The 20,787-nt window shown below is 71.6% G+C and carries 21 protein-coding genes; 5 read left to right on the top strand and 16 right to left on the bottom strand.

Annotated elements, in window-relative coordinates; genetic code table 11:
• From carA to pyrR, 4 genes are read right to left on the bottom strand one after another with little or no spacing between them, the layout of a single operon-like run.
• On the bottom strand, window positions 1-1,140 hold the full coding sequence (gene carA, locus Cco03nite_RS07040; protein ID WP_203689973.1) for a glutamine-hydrolyzing carbamoyl-phosphate synthase small subunit: 1,140 nt from the start codon (window positions 1,138-1,140) through the stop codon (window positions 1-3).
• Window positions 1,137-2,435, bottom strand: a complete 1,299-nt coding sequence (locus Cco03nite_RS07035) for a dihydroorotase (RefSeq protein ID WP_373314217.1) — start codon at window positions 2,433-2,435, stop codon at window positions 1,137-1,139. The genes carA and Cco03nite_RS07035 overlap by 4 nt, the downstream gene beginning before the upstream one ends.
• 20 nt (window positions 2,436-2,455) lie before the next feature.
• Entirely contained in the window at window positions 2,456-3,364 is a 909-nt protein-coding gene (locus Cco03nite_RS07030; protein WP_203689967.1) for an aspartate carbamoyltransferase catalytic subunit, read from the bottom strand.
• Window positions 3,361-3,951 carry a bifunctional pyr operon transcriptional regulator/uracil phosphoribosyltransferase PyrR gene (gene pyrR / locus Cco03nite_RS07025; RefSeq protein WP_203689966.1) on the bottom strand — a complete coding sequence of 197 codons (591 nt, stop codon included), beginning with the start codon at window positions 3,949-3,951 and terminating at the stop codon, window positions 3,361-3,363. The genes Cco03nite_RS07030 and pyrR overlap by 4 nt, the downstream gene beginning before the upstream one ends.
• A gap of 325 nt (window positions 3,952-4,276) precedes the next feature.
• Here pyrR and bldD point away from each other — a divergent pair, with 325 nt between their 5' ends.
• Window positions 4,277-4,765 (top strand): transcriptional regulator BldD, encoded by a 489-nt coding sequence (gene bldD, locus Cco03nite_RS07020; RefSeq protein ID WP_203689965.1) that lies wholly within the window; start codon window positions 4,277-4,279, stop codon window positions 4,763-4,765.
• Window positions 4,766-4,836: 71 nt separating this feature from the next.
• On the opposite strand, the gene nusB is transcribed toward bldD, so the two are convergent.
• Window positions 4,837-5,250 (bottom strand): transcription antitermination factor NusB, encoded by a 414-nt coding sequence (nusB, locus tag Cco03nite_RS07015; RefSeq protein ID WP_203690101.1) that lies wholly within the window; start codon window positions 5,248-5,250, stop codon window positions 4,837-4,839.
• 54 nt (window positions 5,251-5,304) lie between these two features.
• Entirely contained in the window at window positions 5,305-5,862 is a 558-nt protein-coding gene (gene efp, locus Cco03nite_RS07010; protein WP_203689964.1) for an elongation factor P, read from the bottom strand.
• A gap of 183 nt (window positions 5,863-6,045) precedes the next feature.
• On the opposite strand from efp, the gene Cco03nite_RS07005 reads away from it, so the two are divergent.
• Together Cco03nite_RS07005 and Cco03nite_RS07000 are read left to right on the top strand one after the other, a co-directional pair.
• Complete coding sequence (locus Cco03nite_RS07005; protein ID WP_203689963.1) at window positions 6,046-6,714, top strand: response regulator transcription factor; 669 nt, start codon at window positions 6,046-6,048, stop codon at window positions 6,712-6,714.
• A gap of 13 nt (window positions 6,715-6,727) precedes the next feature.
• On the top strand, window positions 6,728-7,999 hold the full coding sequence (locus Cco03nite_RS07000; protein WP_203689962.1) for a sensor histidine kinase: 1,272 nt from the start codon (window positions 6,728-6,730) through the stop codon (window positions 7,997-7,999).
• Between the two features lie 99 nt (window positions 8,000-8,098).
• On the opposite strand, the gene Cco03nite_RS06995 is transcribed toward Cco03nite_RS07000, so the two are convergent.
• Window positions 8,099-8,620: a hypothetical protein gene (locus Cco03nite_RS06995; protein WP_239167175.1), complete on the bottom strand. Its 522-nt coding sequence runs from the start codon at window positions 8,618-8,620 to the stop codon at window positions 8,099-8,101.
• 58 nt (window positions 8,621-8,678) lie between these two features.
• Between Cco03nite_RS06995 and Cco03nite_RS06990 the strand changes: the two genes are divergently transcribed.
• Window positions 8,679-9,830 (top strand): branched-chain amino acid ABC transporter substrate-binding protein, encoded by a 1,152-nt coding sequence (locus Cco03nite_RS06990; RefSeq protein WP_239167174.1) that lies wholly within the window; start codon window positions 8,679-8,681, stop codon window positions 9,828-9,830.
• Between the two features lie 23 nt (window positions 9,831-9,853).
• A complete protein-coding gene (locus tag Cco03nite_RS06985; protein ID WP_203689960.1) occupies window positions 9,854-10,504 on the top strand; it encodes a hypothetical protein in 651 nt (216 codons plus the stop codon).
• Window positions 10,505-10,615: 111 nt separating this feature from the next.
• On the opposite strand, the gene aroQ is transcribed toward Cco03nite_RS06985, so the two are convergent.
• From aroQ to mltG (Cco03nite_RS06940), 9 genes are all read right to left on the bottom strand, one after another.
• Entirely contained in the window at window positions 10,616-11,050 is a 435-nt protein-coding gene (aroQ, locus tag Cco03nite_RS06980) for a type II 3-dehydroquinate dehydratase (protein ID WP_203689959.1), read from the bottom strand.
• Window positions 11,051-11,061: 11 nt separating this feature from the next.
• On the bottom strand, window positions 11,062-12,138 hold the full coding sequence (gene aroB / locus Cco03nite_RS06975) for a 3-dehydroquinate synthase (protein ID WP_203689958.1): 1,077 nt from the start codon (window positions 12,136-12,138) through the stop codon (window positions 11,062-11,064).
• Between the two features lies 1 nt (window position 12,139).
• Window positions 12,140-12,646: a shikimate kinase gene (locus Cco03nite_RS06970; protein ID WP_239167173.1), complete on the bottom strand. Its 507-nt coding sequence runs from the start codon at window positions 12,644-12,646 to the stop codon at window positions 12,140-12,142.
• A gap of 43 nt (window positions 12,647-12,689) precedes the next feature.
• Window positions 12,690-13,868: a chorismate synthase gene (aroC, locus tag Cco03nite_RS06965; protein WP_203689948.1), complete on the bottom strand. Its 1,179-nt coding sequence runs from the start codon at window positions 13,866-13,868 to the stop codon at window positions 12,690-12,692.
• Window positions 13,869-13,983: 115 nt separating this feature from the next.
• Complete coding sequence (locus Cco03nite_RS06960) at window positions 13,984-16,065, bottom strand: PQQ-dependent sugar dehydrogenase (protein WP_203689942.1); 2,082 nt, start codon at window positions 16,063-16,065, stop codon at window positions 13,984-13,986.
• A gap of 143 nt (window positions 16,066-16,208) precedes the next feature.
• A complete protein-coding gene (locus Cco03nite_RS06955; RefSeq protein ID WP_203689940.1) occupies window positions 16,209-17,327 on the bottom strand; it encodes a glycerophosphodiester phosphodiesterase in 1,119 nt (372 codons plus the stop codon).
• 115 nt (window positions 17,328-17,442) lie between these two features.
• Window positions 17,443-18,660, bottom strand: a complete 1,218-nt coding sequence (mltG, locus tag Cco03nite_RS06950) for an endolytic transglycosylase MltG (protein WP_203689938.1) — start codon at window positions 18,658-18,660, stop codon at window positions 17,443-17,445.
• Between the two features lie 37 nt (window positions 18,661-18,697).
• Entirely contained in the window at window positions 18,698-19,504 is an 807-nt protein-coding gene (locus Cco03nite_RS06945; protein WP_203689936.1) for a shikimate dehydrogenase, read from the bottom strand.
• A complete protein-coding gene (gene mltG / locus Cco03nite_RS06940; RefSeq protein ID WP_203689935.1) occupies window positions 19,504-20,748 on the bottom strand; it encodes an endolytic transglycosylase MltG in 1,245 nt (414 codons plus the stop codon). The genes Cco03nite_RS06945 and mltG (Cco03nite_RS06940) overlap by 1 nt, the downstream gene beginning before the upstream one ends.
• Between the last annotated feature and the right edge of the window lie 39 nt (window positions 20,749-20,787).

Here is a 20,787-nt window from a genome sequence, read left to right as displayed (position 1 = left end):
TCACTTGCCTCCGTTGATGAGTTGCGCACGGACCTGGCCGGGCCGTTCGACCAATTCCACGAACCTGTCGAACAGGTAGTCGGCGTCGCGCGGCCCCGCTGCCGCCTCCGGGTGGTACTGCACGGTGAAGGCGGGCACGTCGAGCGCGCGCAGGCCCTCCACCACGTTGTCGTTCAGGCACACGTGGGACACCTCGACCCGGCCGAAACCGGTGTCGGCCACGCCCTCGAGCGGCGCGTCGACCGCGAAGCCGTGGTTGTGCGAGGTGACCTCGACCTTGCCGGTGCCGCGGTCCATCACCGGCTGGTTGATGCCGCGGTGTCCATAACCCAGCTTGTACGTGCCGAAGCCGAGAGCGCGGCCCAGGATCTGGCTGCCGAAGCAGATGCCGAACAGCGGCAGGCTCCGCTTCATCACCTCCTGCGCCAGCATCACCGCGTGGTCGGCGGTGGCCGGGTCACCGGGGCCGGGCGAGAAGAACACCGCGTCCGCGCCGACCGACAGCAGGTCGCCGAGCGTGGAGTTGGCGGGCAGCACGTGCGTGGTCACGCCGCGCGCGGCCAGCCGCCGGGGCACGTTGCGCTTGATGCCCAGGTCCAGGGCCGCGACGGTGAAGCGGTGCTCGCCGACCGCGTCGACGGTGTACGCCTCCGGGGTGGTGACCTCGGCGGACAGGTCGGCACCGGTCATCTGCGGCTGCTCCAGCACGCGGGCCAGCAGCGCCTGCGGGTCGCGCTCGACGCTGGACACGCCGACGCGCATCGCGCCGCGCTCGCGCAGGTGCCGGGTCAGCGCCCGGGTGTCGACGCCGCTGATGCCGACCACGCCGGAGCGCTCCAGCCGGGTGCCCAGGTCCTCGGTCGAGCGCCAGTTCGACGGCACCCGAGCGGGGTCGCGCACCACGTAGCCCGCGACCCAGATCCGGTCGGACTCGTCGTCCTCGTCGTTGACGCCGGTGTTGCCGATGTGCGGCGCGGTCTGCACCACGACCTGGCGGTGGTACGACGGGTCGGTGAGGGTCTCCTGGTAGCCGGTCATGCCGGTGGTGAAGACCGCCTCGCCGAAGGTCTCGCCGACGGCCCCGTAGGACTCGCCCCGGAAGACGCGACCGTCCTCCAGGACCAAGATCGCCTCTGTCACTTCTGCACCTTTCCGTCGAGCACCGTCGGCACGCCCCGCAGGAAGGTGGCGACGATCCGGCCGGGCACGGTCATCCCGGCGTACGGCGTGTTGTGGCTGAGACTGGCCAGCCCGGTCGGGTCGACGCTCCACCGCACCGTGGGGTCGACCAGGGTCAGGTTCGCGGGCGCGCCCGCGACGATCGCGTTGCCGTGCCCGTCCAGGCCCGCGATGCGGGCGGGCGCGTACGACATGCGCTCGGCGATCAGCTCCCAGTCGTCGCCGAGCACGTCGAGCACGATCGGCAGCGCGGTCTCCAGGCCGAGCATGCCGGGGCGGGCGTACGCCCACTCGCACTCCTTGTCCTCCGCGGCGTGCGGGGCGTGGTCGGTGGCCACGATGTCGATGGTGCCGTCGCGCAGGCCCTCGCGCAGCGCCTCGACGTCGGCGTCGGTGCGCAGCGGCGGGTTCACCTTGTAGACGGGATCGTAGGACTCCGCCTTCTCGTGGGTCAGCAGCAGGTGGTGCGGGGTGACCTCGGCGGTGACGCGGACGCCGCGGGCCTTGGCCATCCGGATGATCTCGACGCTGCCCGCGGTGGACACGTGGCAGACGTGCAGGCGCGCGCCCACGTGGCCGGCCAGCAGCACGTCCCGCGCGATGATCGACTCCTCGGCGACGGCGGGCCAGCCGGTCAGGCCGAGCCGCGCGGAGACGTCGCCCTCGTGCATCTGCGCGCCCTGGGTGAGCCGCGGCTCCTCGGCGTGCTGGGCGATGACCCCGTCGAACGCCTTGACGTACTCCAGTGCCCGGCGCATCAGCCGCGGGTCGGCCACGCAGAAGCCGTCGTCGGAGAAGACCCGCACCCGCGCCGCCGAGTCGGCCATCGCGCCCAGCTCGGCCAGCCGCTCGCCGGCCAGCCCGACGGTGACCGCCCCGATCGGCTGCACGTCGACCAGTCCGGCTTCCTGACCCAGCCGGTACACCTGCTCGACCACGCCCGCGGTGTCGGCCACCGGGGACGTGTTGGCCATGGCGCAGACCGCGGTGTAGCCGCCCAGCGCCGCGGCGCGGGAACCGGTGTACACCGTCTCGGCGTCCTCGCGGCCCGGTTCGCGCAGGTGGGTGTGCAGGTCGACCAGGCCGGGCAGGGCGACCAAGCCGGTGCCGTCGACCACCTCGGCACCGTCGGCAGCCAGGCCCGCGCCGATCTCGGCGATCACGCCGTCGCGCAGCAGCAGGTCGGTCGGCTCGCCGCCGAGCACGCGGGCGTTGCGGATCAGGATGTCGGGCACGGGCGTCCTCCGGACGGTCATCGGGCTGCTGGCGGGCTGCGTCATCGGGCACCGCCCAGCAGGAGGTAGAGGCAGGCCATGCGCACGGAGACGCCGTTGGTGACCTGCTCGACGATGGTGGAGCGGGGCGAGTCGGCCACCTCGGGCGTGATCTCCATGCCCCGGTTCATCGGACCGGGGTGCATGACGATCGCGTGCGCGGGCATGCGGCGCAGCCGCGCGCCGTCGAGGCCGTAGCGGCGGGAGTACTCCCGCGCCGAGGGGAAGTAGGAGTCGGTCATGCGCTCGCGCTGCACCCGCAGCATCATCACCACGTCGGCCTGCGGCAGCACCGCGTCGAGGTCGTAGGCGACCTGGACCGAGGCGTTGAGGTCGGTCGGCACCAGGGTCGGCGGGCCGACCAGGGTCACCTTCGCGCCGAGGGTGTTGAGCAGCAGCACGTTGGACCGGGCCACCCGGCTGTGCAGCACGTCGCCGACGATCGCGACGTGCAGGCCGTCGATGCGGCCCATCCGCGAGCGGATCGTGTACGCGTCCAGCAGCGCCTGCGTCGGGTGCTCGTGGGTGCCGTCGCCGGCGTTGAGCACGCTGCCGCTGACCCAGTTGGCCAGCCGGTGCGGCGCGCCGGAGGCGGGGTGCCGGATGACGACCGCGTCGGCGCCCATGGCCTGCAGCGTCCAGGCGGTGTCCTTGAGGCTCTCGCCCTTCTCCACGCTGGAGCCCTTGGCCGAGAAGTTGATCACATCGGCGGACAGGCGCTTGGCGGCGGCCTCGAAGGAGATCCGGGTGCGGGTGGAGTCCTCGTAGAAGAGGTTCACCACGGTGCGGCCGCGCAGGGTGGGCAGCTTCTTGATCTCGCGGCCGGAGACGCTGGCCATCTCGGTGGCGATGTCCAGGATCTCGGTCGCCGTGGCCGCGTCCAGGTCGGCCGTCGACAGCAGGTGCTTCATCGGATGCCGCCCTTTCCACCGGTGGCGAGGACCACCTCGTCGTTCCCGTCGATCTCCACCAGCTTTACTCTGACCTGCTCGGACAGGGCGGTGGGGATGTTCTTGCCGACATAGTCGGCCCGGATCGGCAGCTGCCGGTGGCCGCGGTCGACGAGCACGGCCAGCTGCACGGCGGCGGGGCGGCCGAGGTCGGACAGGGCGTCGAGGGCGGCCCGGATGGTGCGGCCGGAGAAGAGCACGTCGTCGACCAGGATGACCTTGCGGCCGTCCACGCCGCCTGCGGGCTCCTCGGTGCGCCCGACCGCGCGGACGGAGCTGCTGCGCAGGTCGTCGCGGTAGAGCGTGATGTCGAGGATGCCGACCGGCAGCTGTACGCCCTCGAAGGCGTGGATGCGCTCGGCGAGGCGGCGGGCGATCGGGACCCCGCGGGTGGCGATGCCCATCAGCACCACGTCGGAGGCCCCGGAGGTCTTCTCCAGGATCTGGTGCGCGATGCGGTCCAGCACGCGGGAGACGTCCGCGGCGGAGAGAACGGTCTTCGTGGGAGCCGGCCCGGCCGGCTGCTGCTGGTGCGACTCGTCTGTCATTGGGCGCGCCAAGGCAGACCTCCTTCCCCGCCTCACCGGACGGGTCGTTAAAGGATGTCAAGGTCATGATCGTCGGCCGTGGCCGGCGACCATCTGATCAGTAAACTTAGCAGCGTGGCGAGTGGCGGCGACGCGCGGGGGTGAGTCAATCCGCAGGTCATACCGTTGACACTGGCGGATCAGTTCAGTTGATCAAGCTAGTCGGATGAGGTTGTCTCAACTTGGTGGTCAACGAGCACTTGACCGCGTGTCTTCCGCGCCGTACCGTCACGCTGCGTAGCGATCGTCGGGGAACCCGCCCCGGCATATAGCTGGGAGTGTCGGAATGCCGTCTGATTACGCCAAGTCCCTCGGTGCGCGACTGCGCTCCATCCGCCAGCAGCAGGGCCTGTCCCTGCAGGGCGTGGAGGAGAAGTCGAACGGGCGTTGGAAGGCTGTGGTCGTCGGCTCGTACGAGCGTGGTGACCGTGCTGTCACGGTGTCCCGACTGGCCGAGCTGGCCGACTTCTACCGGGTGCCCGTGGGCGAGCTGCTGCCCGACGGCCCCGCCCCGCGCCAGGAGGCGACGAGCAAGATCGTCCTCGACCTGGAGCGCCTCTACGACGGCGCCAAGGAGGACCTCGCCTCCGTCGCCCGCTACGCGCGCGCCATCCAGCAGCAGCGCGGCGACTACAACGGCCGGGTGCTCTCCATCCGCGCCGTCGACCTGCAGGCGCTGGCCGTCTTCTACGACTGCACCCCCTCCGAGCTGATCGAGCGGCTGGCCGACCACGGCGTGCTCGTCGCCGACCCGCGCGCGTTCTTCGCGAGCTGACACTCTCCCGCACGACGAAAGCGGCCTTTCACCCCCGCCGGGGTGGAAGGCCGCTTTCGCGTGGTGTGTGCTCAGTGGCGCGGCGCGTAGTCCGCGATACGGCCGAGCAGGCCGTTGAGGAAGCGCGGCGAATCGTCGGTGGACAGCTCCTTGGCCAGCTCGACCGCCTCGGTGATGGCCACCGGGTCGTCGATCTCGGGCACGTAGAGCAGCTCGTACACCGCGATGCGGGCGAGGTTGCGGTCGACCACCGGCATCCGGTCGATCGTCCAGCCCTCGGCGAAGGTGGCGATCGTCTCGTCGATGTCGTCCAGGTGCTCGTTGACACCCTCGGCCAGCGAGACCGCGTACGGCAGGTGCTCCGGGCGCGGCGACTCCATGCGCTCCAGGTATGCCGCCAGCACGGTGCGCACCGGCAGGTCGCGCAGATCCGCCTCGTAAAGCACGTCGAGCGCCCGCTTGCGTGCCTTGCGGCGCGCGGGCATCTGCGACTTCGGTCCCTCAGCCACGAGCAGTCCCCCGGACGGGCACGAGGCCCATCAGGCCCGGCCCAGGTAACGGCCGTCGCGGGTGTCGACCTTGATCTTCTCGTCGGTGACGATGAACAGCGGCACCTGCACGGTCGCGCCGGTCTCGATGGTGGCCGGCTTGTTGCCGCCGGTCGAGCGGTCGCCCTGCAGGCCCGGCTCGGTGTAGGTGACCTTGACGATCACCGAGGTCGGCAGCTCGACGTACAGCGGCACGCCCTCGTGCGTGGCGACGACGACCTCGGCCTCGGGCAGCAGGTAGTTCACACCGTCGCCGACGGTCTCGCCGCTGACGTGGATCTGGTCGTAGGTGTCCAGGTCCATGAAGACGTAGTCCTCGCCGTCGACGTACAGGTACTGCATCGAACGCTTGTCGACGTTCGCGGTCTCGACCTTGGTGCCGGCGTTGAAGGTCTTGTCGACGACCTTGCCCGTGAGCACGTGCTTGAGGGTCGTCCGCACGAAGGCCGGACCCTTGCCGGGCTTCACGTGCTGGAACTCGACGACGGCCCAGAGCTCCTTGTCGAGGTTGAGCACCATGCCGTTCTTGAGGTCGTTCGTGCTAGCCACAGCCAGGCTCCCGTACATGATCAGATACTTGACAAAGAACAGACCTGACTACTTTACCGGCCCGTGATCTCAGGCAGGGAGCGCGGGTGGCCGGGGACACGCTGTGACGACCGCCGGTCCCGGCGACCCGCTCCCAGCGGCCGCGCTAGCCGGACGAGCACCTTGGTTGCTAGCCTCGCCGCCGTGCGGGTGCTGGTGGTCGAGGACGATCCTGAGGTGCGTGGGGTGGTCGTGACCGCCCTGCGCGCGGTCGGTTTCGCCGTCGACCAGGCGGCCGACTGGAGCCAGGCCGACGTCAACATGAGCGTCAACGACTACGACTGCCTGGTCCTGGACCGCATCCTGCCCGAGGGCGACTCCGCCGGCCAGCTGCGCCGCCGCCGCGAGGCCGGCCTCGGCGTGCCCGCCCTCATGCTGACCGCCCTGGACGACGTCACCGACCGCGTCGCCGGCTTCGAGGCGGGCGCCGACGACTACGTCGTCAAACCCTTCGTCGCCGCCGAGCTCGTGCTCCGGGTACGCGCCCTCTGCCGCCGCCGCGGCACCACGCTCCCCCCGGTCATGCGCGCCGGCGACGTCGAGGTCGACACCGCCCGCCGCGAGGTCCGCCGCGACGGCGTCCTGCTGACCCTCACCCCCAAGGAGTTCTCCGTCCTGGAGATGCTCCTGGTCCGCCGCCCCGCCGTCGTCACCCGAGCCGACCTCTTCGAACACTGCTGGGACGAACAAGCCGACCCCACCTCGAACGTCGTAGACGTCGTAGTAGGCCAACTCCGCCGCAAACTGGGCGACCCTCCCGTCATCACCACCGTCCGCGGCACCGGCTACCGCGTCGACCTGGCCGGCCGATGAACGAGGAAGCGGTATGAGGCGGGAGACGCGGCAGCTGCAGACCGCGGAGCGGCTGGCGGGGTTGCGGATGCGGTTGACGGCGCTGCTGTTGGCGCTGAACATCATCGGGTTGGCGGGGATGGGGGCGGTGGCGCTCGTCGTCGATGAGCGGCAGCGGGCGGAGGCGGTGGCGGCCGACCTGCATCGCACGGCGGGGACCGCGGTGGCGTTGCTGTACTACGACTCGGGTGCGCTGCTGCTGGACAAGCTGTACGACAACGCCATAGCGCAGGGCTCCACCGCGGTCTATGTATATGAGGCCGATCGGACCGATGTCACGCTGGTGTTCGCGCATCCGGCGCGGCTGGCCGTGATCGCGCCGCCGACGCTGCTCGGGCCCGCGCGGCAGGTGCGCTCGGTGGGCGGCGAGCTGAGCGAGGCGGTGCGTGACGAGCGGCAGGAGGTCGTACACCTGCTCGCGGTGCCGTTCCGGCACGCCGAGACCGGGGCGATCGCGGGCACCGTCGTCGCGGTCGCCGACCCGGGGCCGGGGCAGGCCGCACACCAGCGGCTGGCCCTCGCGCTGGTCGTCGGCGGCACCGCGTTCACGGTGATGACCTGCGTCGGCGGCTACCTGCTGGCCCGCCGCGGCACCCAGCCCATCGCGGACGCGCTCACCCAGCAGGAGCGCTTCGTCGCCGACGCCGCCCACGAGCTGCGTACCCCGCTGACGGTGATCCGGGCGGTGTCGGAGTCGGCGCTGGACTCGCCCGCCCGGCAGCCGGACGCGCTGCGCCGGGTCATCGCGGCCACCGACCGGCTCACCGACGCGGTCGCCGCGCTGCTCACCCGGGCCCGGCTGGTCGCGGGCCTGCGCCACCTGGAGCGCCAGCGGTTCCGGCTGGACCAGCTCGCCGAGGAGGTGCTGGCCGACACGGTGCAGCCCCCGCACACCGCCACGGCGTACACCCGCGCCGCCGTCGCCCTGGGTGACCCCACCCTGGTCCGCATAGCCCTGCGCAACCTGATCCACAACGCCGTCCAGCACGGCCGCGACGGCGAGTCCCCCGCCACCATCACCCTCACCGTCGAACCAGGCTCGGTCGTCGTCCGCGACGCCGGCCCCGGCCCCGGCGCCGACCTGCCCACCGCCGCTGGCGAGCGCTTCCGCCCCGGCTCCCCCAACGGCACCGGCCTGGGCCTGGCCATCGCCCGCTGGGTAGCCGACCTCCACGACGGCTCCCTCACCCTGCGCCCCGCCGAAGGCGGCGGCACCGAAGCCACCCTCACCCTCCCCACCCCCTGACACCCCCCAAGATCACGTTGATCTTGCGCGAACTGTTGCTCTTTTGCCCGTTTTGCGCGTGTCGTACCCACAGTCCGCGCAAGATCAACGCGATCTTGGTCAGGCGGGGGTGGTGGGGCCGGCGCGGGTGCCGATGGGGGTGACGGCGTACCAGTGGCCGTTGAGGCCGTGGCCGTTGGTGTCGCCGGGCATGCGGTCGCCGGTGTAGCCGTAAAGGGGCCAGCCGGCGAGGGTTAGTTGGCGGGTGCCGTCGGGGCGGGTGAGGGTGCCGATGAGTTGGCGGTCGATGCCCTCTACGCGGATGGGGTCGGCGGCGGGGACAGGGAGCCACTGCTGGGTGCAGGTGCCGGTGCAGGCGGTGCGGGAGGGGCGGTTGGCGTCGAGTTCGCTGCGATAGAGGACGTAGCCCTGTTCGTCGATCACTATCCAGCCGAGGGTGTCGGAGCTGATGCCGAACAGGGCGGGTTGCAGGTCGGAGGGGCGGCCGGGGGCGGGCGCGAGGGTGGGCCGGCCGGTCACCTGGCCGCTGGTACAGGCACCCAGTAGGGTCGCGACCAGCACAAACACGGCCGCCATGCGCTTGCGGGCAGCCGGCCACGCCGTTTCCACCGGGTTACTCATGCAATCCTCACGCTCATCCGGGCAGGATAGGCGCACCCTACGTCGAGGAGGTCGGCTGTTGCGAGGGCCGTACGCACGGGTTGTCACGACGCTGGCGCTGCTCGCGCTGGCGGCGACGCCCGGCTGCGACGCGACAGCGGGCACCGCGGCCCCGCCGGCCGGACCGTGCGGGCTGAAGATCGCCGTCATCGGCCCGCTCAGCGGGGCCTCGGCGGACCTGGGCACCAACATCCGCTTCGGCGCCGCGCTGGCGGTCGAGCAGTACAACGGGCGGCATCCCGACTGCCCGGTGACGCTGCACGACTTCGACTCGCAGAGCGACCCGAAGCAGGCCACCGCGCTGGCGCAGTCGATAGTCGCCGACCCGAAGATCATGGGTGTGGTCGGGCCGGCCTTCTCCGGCGAGACCGCGGCCGCCCTGCCGCTGCTCGACCAGGGCCGCGTCACCATCGTCAGCCCGTCGGCCACCCGCACCAACCTGAGCCAGCGCGGCTGGTCGACGTTCCACCGCGTGATCGGCAACGACGCCGCGCAGGGCCCGGCGGCCGCCCGCTACATCGACACCGTGCTGCACGCCCGCAAGGCGTTCGTCATCGACGACACCGGGGCGTACGGCCGCGGCCTGGCCGACGAGGTCGCCGCGACGCTGTCCGGCAAGGTGGTGCAGCGGGCCGCGGTGCCGCCCCGCCAGGTCGACTTCTCCTCGGTGGTCAGCCAGATCCGCTCCGCCGGAGCCGACGTCGTCTTCTACGGCGGCTACTACGCCAGCGGCGGGGCCCTGCTCAAGGCGATGCGCGATGCGGGGCTGACCGCCACGTTCGTGGGCGGCGACGGGGTCAAGGACGCGGGCTTCATCCGCGCCGCGGGGGTGCGCGCCGCCGAGGGGGCCGTCATCACCTGCGCCTGCCTGCCGCCCGAGCGCGCGGCACGAGACTTCCCGGCGCAGTACCGCGCCGGATTCGGCAAGGACGCCGGCACCTACAGCGCGGAGGGGTACGACGCCGCGTCGATCTTCCTGGCCGGCTTCGAGGCCGGTCGCACCACCCGCCGCGACATGGAGGCCTTCGTGGACACGTACGCCCACGACGGCGTCACGGGGCGGCTGCAGTTCACCCCGCAGGGTGAGCTCGTGGACAACGCCATCGTGGTCTGGGCCTACCGGGTCGCCGACGGCGCCGTGGTCACCGACCGCGAGATCCCCCGCACCTGACCTGCCTGAGAGGAGACCGTCCCATGTCAGCGACCCTGCTCACGGACCTCCCCCCGCTCGCCGCCCCGGCGGAGACCGCGCCCGCGGACACCTCCCGGGCCGAGATGGCCCCGCTGGACCGCGCCCTGTCCCAGGCCCCGCTGGGGGCGTACCCGCTGCTCGAAGCGGCTTTCGGCTGGCAGGAGCTGCGCCCGTCCGGGTGGCACCGCCCCGCGGCGGCGACCGCCATCGCGTCGACCTCCTCGCCCGCCGCGGCGGCCCGGCTGGCCAGCCTGTTGTCCACGCTGACCTGGGCCAACGTGGTCCGCACCGAACGTGACGGGCTGCGCGTGGAGGTGTCGGCGGGGGCGTACAACCGGATCGTGCGGGCCCTGACCGGGGCCTGGCGCAGCCGGACCCAGCTGCTGGCGGCGTCGCCCACCCTGCCGGAGTCGCGGCAGGCGGCGCTCGGCCTGTGGCGGATGGCGATGCTCACCGGCGGCGTCGACGCCCACGCCGGCCAGCTCACCGTCCGCGCCGGCTCCCCCGCCGCCGCCCAGTCCCTGGTCACCGCCGCCGCCATCCTCGGCATGCCCGCCGCCGCCGACCGCCCCCGCGAGGGCGGCCACCCGGTCCGCGTCACCGGCCGCGCCCAGGTCTACCAACTCCTCACCGAAGCCACCGGCCAGCGCTGACCCCGAAGATCACGACGATCTTGCGCGAACTGTTGCCTTTTCGCCCGTTTCACCCGTGTCGCACCCACACTTCGCGCAAGATCGCCGCTTCGGTGGGTGGCGGGAGCGGGGTCAGTCGGTGAGGCGGTGGAAGAGGTGTTCGAGGGCCAGGCGGTAGCCGTCGACGCCTAGGCCGGCGATGACGCCGGTGGCTACGGCGGAGACGACCGAGTGGTGGCGGAACTCCTCGCGGGTGTGGATGTTCGAGATGTGGACCTCGATGAGGGGGGCGTTGAGCATGGCGCAGGCGTCGCGGACGGCGTAGGAGTAGTGGGTCCACGCGCCGGGGTTCAGGACCACGGCGGCGTTTTCGTCGGCGGCCTGGTGGAGCCAGCCCACCAGCTCGCCCTCCAGGTCGGTCTGCCGGCACTCCACGTCCAGGCCGAGCAGGGCGCCCGTCTTCTGGCACAGCTCCACCAGCGTCGCGTACGTGGTGACGCCGTACACGTCGACCTGGCGGGTGCCGAGCCGGCCGAGGTTGACCCCGTTGAGCACGTACACCTTCATGGCGGTCTCCTTCAGGAGGCGACGGACAGGTAGGCCTCGGCGAGCAGGGCCTCGTCGTCGACGGGCACGGTGACCGGCTCGGCGATGCCGTCGAGCAGCACGAAGCGCAGCGCCTTGCCGCGGGCCTTCTTGTCCACCGACATGGTGGCGCGCAGGTCGTCCCAGGCGTCGGCGGGATAGGACACCGGCAGGTCCAGCGAGCGCAGGATGGCGGCGTGGCGGGCGGCGGCGGCCTCGTCGAGGCGGCCGGTGAGCACGCTCAGGCGGGCGGCGTACACCAGGCCGACACTGACCGCGTGCCCGTGCGACCAGCGGTAGTTCTCGCGGCGCTCGATGGCGTGGCCGAGCGTGTGGCCGTAGTTGAGGATCTCGCGCAGCCCGGATTCGCGCAGGTCCTCGCCGACGACCCGGGCCTTCACCGCGATCTTGCGTTCGATCAGCTCGCGCAGCACCGGGCCGGCCGGGTCGACGGCGGCCTTCGGGTCGCGCTCGATCAGGTCGAGGATCACCGGGTCGGCGATGAAGCCGCCCTTGACCACCTCGGCCATGCCCGCCAGCAGCTGCGCGGTGGGCAGCGTCGCCAGCGCCTCGGTGGCGCAGAGCACCCCGGCGGGCGGGTAGAACGCGCCGACCAGGTTCTTGCCCGCGGCGGTGTTCACCCCGGTCTTGCCGCCGACGGCCGCGTCGACCATGCCGTTGATGCTGGTGGAGACGGGCACCCAGCGCACCCCGCGCAGCCAGCAGGCGGCGACGAAGCCGGCCAGGTCGGTGACCGCGCCGCCGCCGACGCCGACCACGACGTCGTTGCGGGTGAACGAGGCCCGGCCCAGCTCGTCCCAGCAGCGCTCGGCGACGGCGATGGACTTGCCGGCCTCGGCGTCGGGCACCTCGATCAGCACCGGCTGGATCCGCGCGTCGACGAGGTGCGCGGCGGCCTGCTCGGCGTACGCCCGTACCGGCGGCGCGTACAGCACCGCGGCCCGGTCGGCGCCGGAGACCAGGGCGGGCAGCTCGGCGAGCACGCCGGGACCGACCAGCACGTCGTACGGCTGGTCGCCGCCCACGGCGATCCGGGTCAGCTCCGACATGTCAGCCCTTCAGCAGCTCGACGAGCTCGGCGGTGATCTCCTCCGGGGTGCGCCCGTCGGTGCCCACGGTGTGCGTCGCGACCTGCTCGTACAGCGGCCGCCGCTGGTCGAGCAGGAACCGCAGGGTGGCCCGCGGGTTGAAGTTCAGCAGCGGGCGGCCCTGGCCCAGCCCGACCCGCGACACCGCGTCGGACAGGTCCACGCTCAGGTAGACCACGGTGTGCCCGGCCAGCAGCGCCCGGTTGTCCTCGGCGAGCACCGCGCCGCCGCCCAGCGCCAGCACGCCCTCGTGCTCGGCCAGCGCCGCCGCGACCGCGGCCGTCTCCATGGCCCGGAAGTGCGGCTCGCCCTCGTCGATGAAGATCTCCGAGATGGGCTTGCCGGCGGTGGCCTCGACGTCGGCGTCGGTGTCGCGGAACGGCACCCCGTACGCCTGCGCCAGCAGCTGCCCGACGGTCGACTTGCCGGCCCCGGGCGCCCCGACCAGGACGCACAACGGCTTGCTCACGGTGTTCCCCTCCCCCGGTCCGCGGCGCGGACCCGGCGGTCTGTCAGCGGATCAGCAGGTTGTCGAGGTAGCCGGCGACGTTGCGGCGGATCTCGGCGACCGAGTCGCCGCCGAACTTCTCCGTCGCCGCCTCGGCCAGCACCAGCGCCATCATCGCCTCGGCGACGACCGCCGCCGCGGGCACCGCGCACACGTCGGAGCGCTGGTTGATGGCGGTGGCGACCTCGCCGGTGGTGACGTCCACGGTGGACAGCGCCCGGTTCAGCGACGAGATCGGCTTCATCGCGGCGCGCACCCGCAGCGGCTCGCCGGACGTGATGCCGCCTTCCAGGCCGCCGGCCCGGTCGGTGACCCGCTTCACGCCGTCGGGCGTCGGCACGATCTCGTCGTGCGCCACCGAACCGCGCGAGCGGGCCTGGGTGAACGCGTCACCGATCTCGACACCCTTGATGGCCTGAATGGACATCAGCGCGGTGGCGATGCGGGCGTCGAGCTTGCGGTCCCACTGGGTGTGCGTGCCCAGGCCCGGCGGCACGCCGTAGACCAGCACCTCGACGATGCCGCCGAGGGTGTCGGCGTCGCGCTTGGCCGCGTCGACCTCGGCGACCATGCGCTCGCTGGCCTGCGGGTCCAGGCAGCGCAGCGGGTCGGCGTCGATGCGCTCGGTGTCGCCGGGCACCGGCACCAGGCCGGACTTGGCGACCACGGAGCCGAGCTCGACCACGTGGGACAGCACGTCCATGCCCAGCGCCTGCTTGATCAGGGCCTTGGCGACGGTGCCGACGGCGACGCGGGCGGCGGTCTCCCGGGCGCTGGCGCGCTCCAGGATCGGCCGGGCGTCGTCGTGGCCGTACTTCTGCATGCCGGCGAGGTCGGCGTGGCCGGGCCGGGGGCGGGTCAGCGGCGCGTTGCGGGCCTGCGCGGCCAGCAGGTCCGGGTCGACCGGGTCGGCCGACATGACGGTCTGCCACTTGGGCCACTCGGAGTTGCCGACCTGGATCGCGACCGGGCTGCCCAGGGTGCGCCCGTGGCGCACGCCGCCGAGGATCGTCACCACGTCGCGCTCGAAGGCCATGCGCGCGCCGCGGCCGTAGCCGAGGCGGCGGCGGGCCAGCTCGTGGCCGATCTCGTCACTGGTGATCTCGATTCCGGCGGGCACGCCGTCGAGCACGGCGACCAGCGCCTGCCCGTGCGACTCCCCTGCGGTCAGCCAACGCAACACGATCACCAGTCTGTCACGGCGGCCGGGCCGCCTGCCCGCCACGCCCCGCCGGTGTCACCAGACGGGACGTAGGTCACGTGAGCTGGTCGGGTCCAGTCCCACCAGGCGGGCCGGGTCACTTCAGCGTGATCGTCACGGGTTCGCTGCGGTCGCTGCCGACGCGGGCGACGATCTCGTACACCCCCGCGGCGGGCGACGCCCCGGCCGGCACCCGGCGGCCCTTCTTCTCGCACGTGTTGCTGGCCTTGCCGTTCCAGGTCGCGCTGTAGCTGCGCGACTGGCCCGGCCCGAGGCGGACCACCTGGCTGCCGCGCAGCGGCCCGCAGTCGTCGGACGACCAGAGCTTCTCCCCGTCGCGTAGCAGCTGCAGCTCCTGCAGATCGGCGCCGACGTCGCGCAGGCAGGAGCGCTTCGACGTGTTCTGCACCTTCAGGCCGATGGTGAGCGAGGTCTTGCGGGCGACGGTCGTCTTCGCGGGCGCCGCGGTGATCTTCAACTCGTCGTCGGTGCACAGCTTCTTGTCCACCGTGGCGTTCTTGGGCGCCGCGCCGGCCTGCTCGGCGTACCGCACCCGGTAGAGCTTCGCCTTCGGCGCGTACGGGCCGAGCTTGGCGTCGTCGGGGTAGAGCGCGCTGAAGTACAGCCCGTCCGACCCGGCGGCGAGGCCGGCGATGGTCGACTTGCCGTTGCCGTTGTACTCCACCAGGGTCTTCGGACCGGTGACCTTGCCCTTGTCGTCGAAGGCGAACATCACGATGCGCTTGCCGCGCACCTGCGGGCCGGTGGCGTAGGTGGGGCCGCTCTCGGAGATGTACGCGTTGCCGTACAGCTCCTTCGGGAAGCCCGCCCCCTGGTTGTTCTCCTCCTGTACGAAGGTCACCCCGACCGGCGCGTGCGCCACGGTCCAGTTGTAGAGCGCCTTCTTCTTCATCGCGCTGTCGCCGACGTACCACTCGAAGTCCGCGCCCCGGGTGACCCGGGCGAACCGGTCCACCGAGGGTCCGTTCTCCACCGAGTAGTGCTGCCCGTCGGCGGCCCGCCACGCGCCGCCGAACGGGTTGCGCAGGCCCAGGGCGTAGACGTAGTCCCTGGCTTTGTCGCCGCCGCCGGCCTTGTAGAACGGGTTGTCGGCGGGGGCGCTGCCGTCCAGGTTCACCCGCAGCACCTTGCCGCGGAAGGAGTCCTTGTCCCGGGCCGTCTTCGGCTCGAACGCGTCCGCGACGTGCACGTACAGCTTGCCGTCCGGGCCGATGGTGAGGTTGGAGATCTGGTGCGAGGCCACCATGTCCTCGCCCTTCATGTCCAGCACCGTGGTGACCTTGGTCGCGCTCATCCCGTCCTCGGAGCTGGTCAGCCGGACCACCTTCGGGTAGAGCTTGCCGCCCGTCCGGTAGACCATCGCGGCGAACAGGTCGCCGGTCTGCGGCTCGACCGTGATGCCGCCGAGGCCCAGCTCGCCGTCGCCGGGGAACTTGTCGGTCGGGTCGAAGTTCAGCAGATCCTTGGCGTACGTCGCGACGCTGAAGTCGCCGCGGACCACCTTGATCTGGCCGTAGAGCTCGTTGACGTAGAAGCGCGGGGCGTCGGGCGTGGCGGGCGGGGTGGCCGCCATGGCGATGCCGACCGGCAGCGCGAACCCGGACGCGACCTCCTCCACCACGTAGCCGTCCTGCATGGTGCGCCACTGCGGCGCGCCGGGCAGCGGTTCGAGCTGCACGTCGGTGCGGAACGGGCGGACCGAGTACGGGCTCCACTGCGTGCCCGGGTCCGCCGAGGACGACCGGAAGCGGGCGCGCACCTCGAACGCGCGGCCCGGCGGCAGCTCGGCCGCCCCGGCCAGCGAGCCGGTGAACTTACCGTTGCCCAGGTGGGTGTGCAGTCGCGACGCGCCGTGCACGCACTCGGCGGCCCACACCCGCTCGACCGGGTCGGGCGCGGCCGACCAGATCTCCCAGTCGCTGCAGGCGTGCTCGTCGCGCACGTCCGCGTCGGCGAACGGCTGCGCCTCCATGTGCACGTCGGCCCCGTTGAGCAGCTGGCCGTCCGTGGACGGCTCGCTGATCTCCGGGGCCAGCGGCGGGATCGACGCCACCACGGCCGGGCTCGCCGGGCTCACGAACGACAGCAGCCCGGCGACCGCGATCACCACGATGGCGAGCGCCACCTCACCGGCCATGGCGACCTTGCGCGCGCTCATCCTCGACTCCCGATCGGCTTCGGCAACGACAACCGCGCCAGGGTATCGGGAAAAATCGGATATTAGGGACTAAACACGCTGATATCGCTAAGATGCGCACGGCCACCGCGGCGCTCGCCGGTCCGGTGGCCGTGCGCCGCCGCTCAGGCCCGGTGCAGCGCGCGGGCCAGCACGCCCAGGTCCGGGTTGTCGGTGAAGAAGCCGTCCACACCCGCGGCCAGGTACGCCGCCAGCTCGTCGAGGATCCGGCCGTACTCGGCGGGCACCGCGCCGTTGCGCAGGTTCACCGGCAGGAACTGGTTCTCCGCGCGGAAGGTGTACGGGTGCACCTTCAGGCCCTGCCGGTGCGCGTCGGCGACCAGCGACGTCGGCGTGGCCAGCGAGCCGTCGGCCGCCCGCGGGATGACCAGGCCCTTCTCCGGCCCGATCCCGTTGATCACACCGGCCAGCTCGCGCAGACCCGCCGGGCTCAGGTACTCGGCGTACGAGCGCGGGTCGTTGAACGGGCTGCCCGCCCCGGCCAGGAACACCAGCGGGGCCTTGAGACGGTGAGCCGAGCGCAGTTCGCGCAGGTTCGCCGCCTCGAAGGACTGCACGAACACCGGCGCGTCCCGGCGGTCCAGGCCGAACCGGCGCAGCGCCGCCACCAGCGGCCGCTCCAGCGGCAGCCCGGCGTCCTGGAAGTACGTCGGGTGCTTGGTCTCCGGGTAGACGCCGATCTCCCGGCGCAGCTCCTTGGACAGCCGCTCGCGCAGCTCCAGCACCTCGGTGAAGGTCGGCACCTCGAACAGGCCGTTGTAGACCATGTTGCGCTGGCGCACCGCGGGCAGCCGCTCCACCGCGCGCAGCGTCTTCAGCTCGGCGAGGGTGAAGTCCTCGGTGAACCAGCCGGTCACCGCCACGCCGTCGATCGTCTTGGTGACCCGGCGGGTGGTGAACTCGGGTCGCGCGGCCACGTCGGTGGTGCCGGAGATCTCGTTCTCGTGCCGAGCCACCAGCACCCCGTCGAGGGTGCTGACCAGGTCGGGCTCGATGAAGTCCGCGCCCATCCGGGCCGCCAGCTCGTACGACGCGAGGGTGTGCTCGGGCCGGTAGCCGCTGGCGCCCCGGTGGCCGACCACCAGCGTCCGGTCGCGATCGTGAGCACGCACCGGCTCATTGTCGCGGTCCTCGCCGGACGCCCACGCGGGCACGCCGATCAGGGCGGGGGTCGCCACCGCGGCGCCCAGCGCCCCGGCGATGAAAAGGTCACGTCGGTCCATCGTCTGCTCCTCCATGAGTGCTTCGCGGAGGAGTCCAGCGGTCGCGGGCGGCCGGTGATCGACGGCGCGGTGACATCGGGGCGAATTCGGCGCGATGTCACCGCACCGGCCCTGCTCAGTTGCGGCAGGAGTTGCGGGGCAGCACCTTGTTGCGCACGGCGAGCTCGTTGTCCCGGCAGAACTGCTCGTAGTTCGTGGAGAAGGCCGAGTTGCCCTTCTTGTCGATCGCGACGAAGAAGTACCAGCCGCCCTTCGCCGGTTTCGCCGCGCCCGCCAGCGCCGCCCGGCCGGGGTTGTTGATCGGCGTGGGCAGCAGCAGCACGTTGTGGTTGTACGGGTTCTTCTTGTCGTTCTGCTCCGCCCCGGTCATGTCCCCCGAGGCCTTGATCGGCAGCCCCTTCAGCTCGCGCCAGTAGTTGATGGTCACGTCGAACTCCAGGCAGGTGCAGACACCCGCCTTCGGCTGGAAGATGCGGTTGTAGGCGACCCGGGCCACCTTCGGCAGGTCGGCCGCGGTGCCCGACTCCGCCTGGGCCAGCGAGGCGACGATCAGCATCTCGTACGGGGCGACCTTCAGCCCGCCGCGCACCGACTCGGCGAACTTCAGCTCGCCGGTGACGGCAAGGAACCGGCGCACCATCGTCTCCAGCGCGGACCGGGCGGTGACGTCCGGCGGGAACTCGTACGTGTCCGGGAACAGGAAGCCCTCGACCGACTTCGTGACCTTCCTGCCGTCGCGGTCGAACCACGACTCCGGGACACCCAGCTTCACCGGATCCGCGCCTGCGGCCTTGAAGTCCGCCTCGGGGATGCCCAGCTTCTCCGCCAGCAGCCGGTAGATGCCGAACGAGGACATCCCCTCGCGGACGGTGACACCCTTGACGATGCGCCGGGCCGGGTCGAGCAGCATCGTGATCGCGTCGGCGGCGCTGAGCCGCAACCGCAGCCGGTAGTGCCCCGCCTGGATCGTCGCAGCCTTCGGATTCTTGTCCCACGCGTCGAGGAACGCCTGCTCGCTGGCGATCACGTCCTTGGCCTTCAGCACCTTGGCCATCTGCACCCCGGTGGCCTTCTCCGGGATCTCCAGGGTCACCTCGGCGGTGCCGTCGGCGGAGGTGTAGTCCGGTGTGCCGAACCAGCCCTTGATCCTGTCGTAGCCCAGATACAGCGCGCCTCCGGCGCCGGCGAGCAGGAACAGGGTGAGCATCACGGCCAGCACGGCGCGATTGCGGCGGCGCCTTCGGCGCTTGCGCGGCCCGCGTCCGCCGGCCGGGCGGCGCGCCCTGCGCGGTTCGGGCTCGTCACCGAACGCGATGAAGAATTCCTCCGTCACCGGCTTGCCTCCCCAGGGTCGCACCGACCCGGACAGGCTAACCGCGACGGGCATCCCGCAGTGCCCCGCGCATCGCCTCGACCGGCGCGGCAACCCCCGTGAACTGCTCGAACTGGCCCAGAGCCTGATTCAGCAGCAGGTCCAATCCGGACACGATGCGGTTGCCGGCGCGCTGCGCCGAGGCGGCCAGGGGGGTCGGCCACGGGTCGTAGAGCGCGTCGAACAGCACCGTCTTGGGCCGCCATGGCACCTGCAGGTGGTCGGCGACGCCCTTGGGCACCGTCGAGATCACCACGTCGGCGGCGGCGCACTCCTCCGCCGCCGCCCAGCCCGCGCCGGTCAGCGGCACGCCGAGCGCGTCGGCCACCGGGCGCAGCTCGTCGATCGCCTCGGGACGGCGGGCGTACACGATGACGGACTCGGCTCCGAGCCGCGCCGCGGCCGCCACGGCGGCCCGTGCGGTGCCGCCCGCGCCGAGCACGGCGACCCGCGCCGCCGTGGTCACGCCCGCTTCGCCCAGCGCGGCGACCATGCCGGGCACGTCGGTGTTGTCCGCCCGCCAGCTGCCGTCCGGCTGGTGGACCAGCGTGTTGGCGGCTCCGACCGCGGCGGCGACCGGGCTGACCGCCGTCGCGACGGTCAGCCCCACCTCCTTGAGCGGCATGGTCAGCGACAGCCCCGCCCACTCGGCCCCCAGGCCCGCCACGAAGGCGGGCAGGTCGGCCTCGGCGCACTCGATCGCGGTGTACGACCAGCCGGTCAGTCCCGCCGCCGCGTAGCCCGCGTTGTGCAGGACGGGCGACAGCGAGTGGCTGACCGGCTTGCCGAGGACCGCGGCGCGCATCAGCAGGAGCTCTGCTTGAGCACGCCGTTCTTCACGGCCGTGTTGTTGTCCCTGCAGAACTGGGAGTGGGTCGCCGAGAAGGCCGAGTGGCCCTCCTTGTCGATGGCCACGAAGTAGATCCAGTCACCCTTGGGCGGGTTGGCCGCACCTTCCAGCGCCTTCTGCCCCGGGTTGTTGATCGGGGTGGGCGGCAGGCCCTTGGCGTTGCGGTTGTAGGGGTTCTTCGGGTCGGTCAGCTCCGCCTGGGTGAGCCCGCTGGACGGCTTGGGGTCCTTGCCGGCGATCTCACGGGAGTAGTTGACGGTCACGTCGAACTGCAGGCAGTGGCAGGTGCCGATCTCGGCGACGGCCTTGTCACTGAACACGCGGTTGTAGGACACCCGGGCGACCTTGCCGAGGTCGTCGGCGTTGCCCGCCTCGGCCTGGGCCAGCGACGCCACGATCAGCGCCTGGTAGGGCGAGATGTTCAGCTTCGCGGCCGCGTCGGCGTAGCCCATGTCCCCGGTGACCTTCATGAACCGCTCGACCATCATCGACAGGGCCGACTTGGCGGTCACGTTCTTCGGGAACTCGTAGGTGTCGGGGAACAGGAAGCCCTCGATCGAGCGGCTCTCCTTCTTGCCGTCCTCCCGCTTGAACCACCACGCCGGCACGCCGAGCGCGATCGGGTCCTTGGCGGCGGCCTTGAAATCGGCCTCGGGGATGCCCAGCTTCTCCGACAACACCTTGTAGATCTTGAAGGTGGACATGCCTTCGGCGATGAGGATGCCGTTCACGAGGCGGTTCTTGGTGTCCAGCAGCATCGTGATCGCGTCGGCGGCGCTGATCTGCACGCGCAGCTTGTACAGGCCGGGCTGGATCTTCTTGGCATCGGGGTTCTGCTCCCACGCCTCGATGAACGCCTGCTCGCTCTTGATCACATCGTGCTGCTTGAGCACCTCGGCCATGTCCAGGCCGCGGGAGCCCTGCTTGATCTCGACCTCGACCTCGGCGGAGGTGGCCGCGCTGGTGTAGTCGGGGGTGACCAGCAGATTCTTGATCTTGTCGTAGCCCAGGTACGCGCCGCCGGCCAGACCGCCGAGCAGGAACAGCGTGAGGAAGAGGGCGAGGAAGGAGCGGCCGCGCTTCTTCTTCTTTTTCTTCTTCTTGTTGTTCCGGCCACGGTTGTTGTCCACCCCGTGCCGACGCCGCTGTTGGCCGCGCTCGGGATGCTCCTCGAACGACAGGAAAAGCTCGTCAGTCATCGGTGCCCTCTCACGTACGGGTCGCCATCGGCGGCTACG

Origin of the sequence: Catellatospora coxensis (assembly GCF_016862635.1) — a bacterium.
GTDB classification, from domain to species: domain Bacteria; phylum Actinomycetota; class Actinomycetes; order Mycobacteriales; family Micromonosporaceae; genus Catellatospora; species Catellatospora coxensis.
This window is presented reverse-complemented; position numbering and strand designations above follow the sequence as displayed.

Coding starts and splice junctions, on each gene's coding strand:
- Cco03nite_RS07035 (WP_373314217.1), bottom strand. CDS start 2,435: ATGACCGTCCGGAGGACGCCCGTGCCCGACATCCTGATCCGCAACGCC.
- Cco03nite_RS07030 (WP_203689967.1), bottom strand. CDS start 3,364: ATGAAGCACCTGCTGTCGACGGCCGACCTGGACGCGGCCACGGCGACC.
- pyrR (WP_203689966.1), bottom strand. CDS start 3,951: ATGACAGACGAGTCGCACCAGCAGCAGCCGGCCGGGCCGGCTCCCACG.
- bldD (WP_203689965.1), top strand. CDS start 4,277: ATGCCGTCTGATTACGCCAAGTCCCTCGGTGCGCGACTGCGCTCCATC.
- nusB (WP_203690101.1), bottom strand. CDS start 5,250: ATGCCCGCGCGCCGCAAGGCACGCAAGCGGGCGCTCGACGTGCTTTAC.
- Cco03nite_RS07000 (WP_203689962.1), top strand. CDS start 6,728: ATGAGGCGGGAGACGCGGCAGCTGCAGACCGCGGAGCGGCTGGCGGGG.
- Cco03nite_RS06995 (WP_239167175.1), bottom strand. CDS start 8,620: ATGAGTAACCCGGTGGAAACGGCGTGGCCGGCTGCCCGCAAGCGCATG.
- Cco03nite_RS06985 (WP_203689960.1), top strand. CDS start 9,854: ATGTCAGCGACCCTGCTCACGGACCTCCCCCCGCTCGCCGCCCCGGCG.
- aroQ (WP_203689959.1), bottom strand. CDS start 11,050: ATGAAGGTGTACGTGCTCAACGGGGTCAACCTCGGCCGGCTCGGCACC.
- aroB (WP_203689958.1), bottom strand. CDS start 12,138: ATGTCGGAGCTGACCCGGATCGCCGTGGGCGGCGACCAGCCGTACGAC.
- Cco03nite_RS06960 (WP_203689942.1), bottom strand. CDS start 16,065: ATGAGCGCGCGCAAGGTCGCCATGGCCGGTGAGGTGGCGCTCGCCATC.
- Cco03nite_RS06955 (WP_203689940.1), bottom strand. CDS start 17,327: ATGGACCGACGTGACCTTTTCATCGCCGGGGCGCTGGGCGCCGCGGTG.
- Cco03nite_RS06945 (WP_203689936.1), bottom strand. CDS start 19,504: ATGCGCGCCGCGGTCCTCGGCAAGCCGGTCAGCCACTCGCTGTCGCCC.
- mltG (WP_203689935.1), bottom strand. CDS start 20,748: ATGACTGACGAGCTTTTCCTGTCGTTCGAGGAGCATCCCGAGCGCGGC.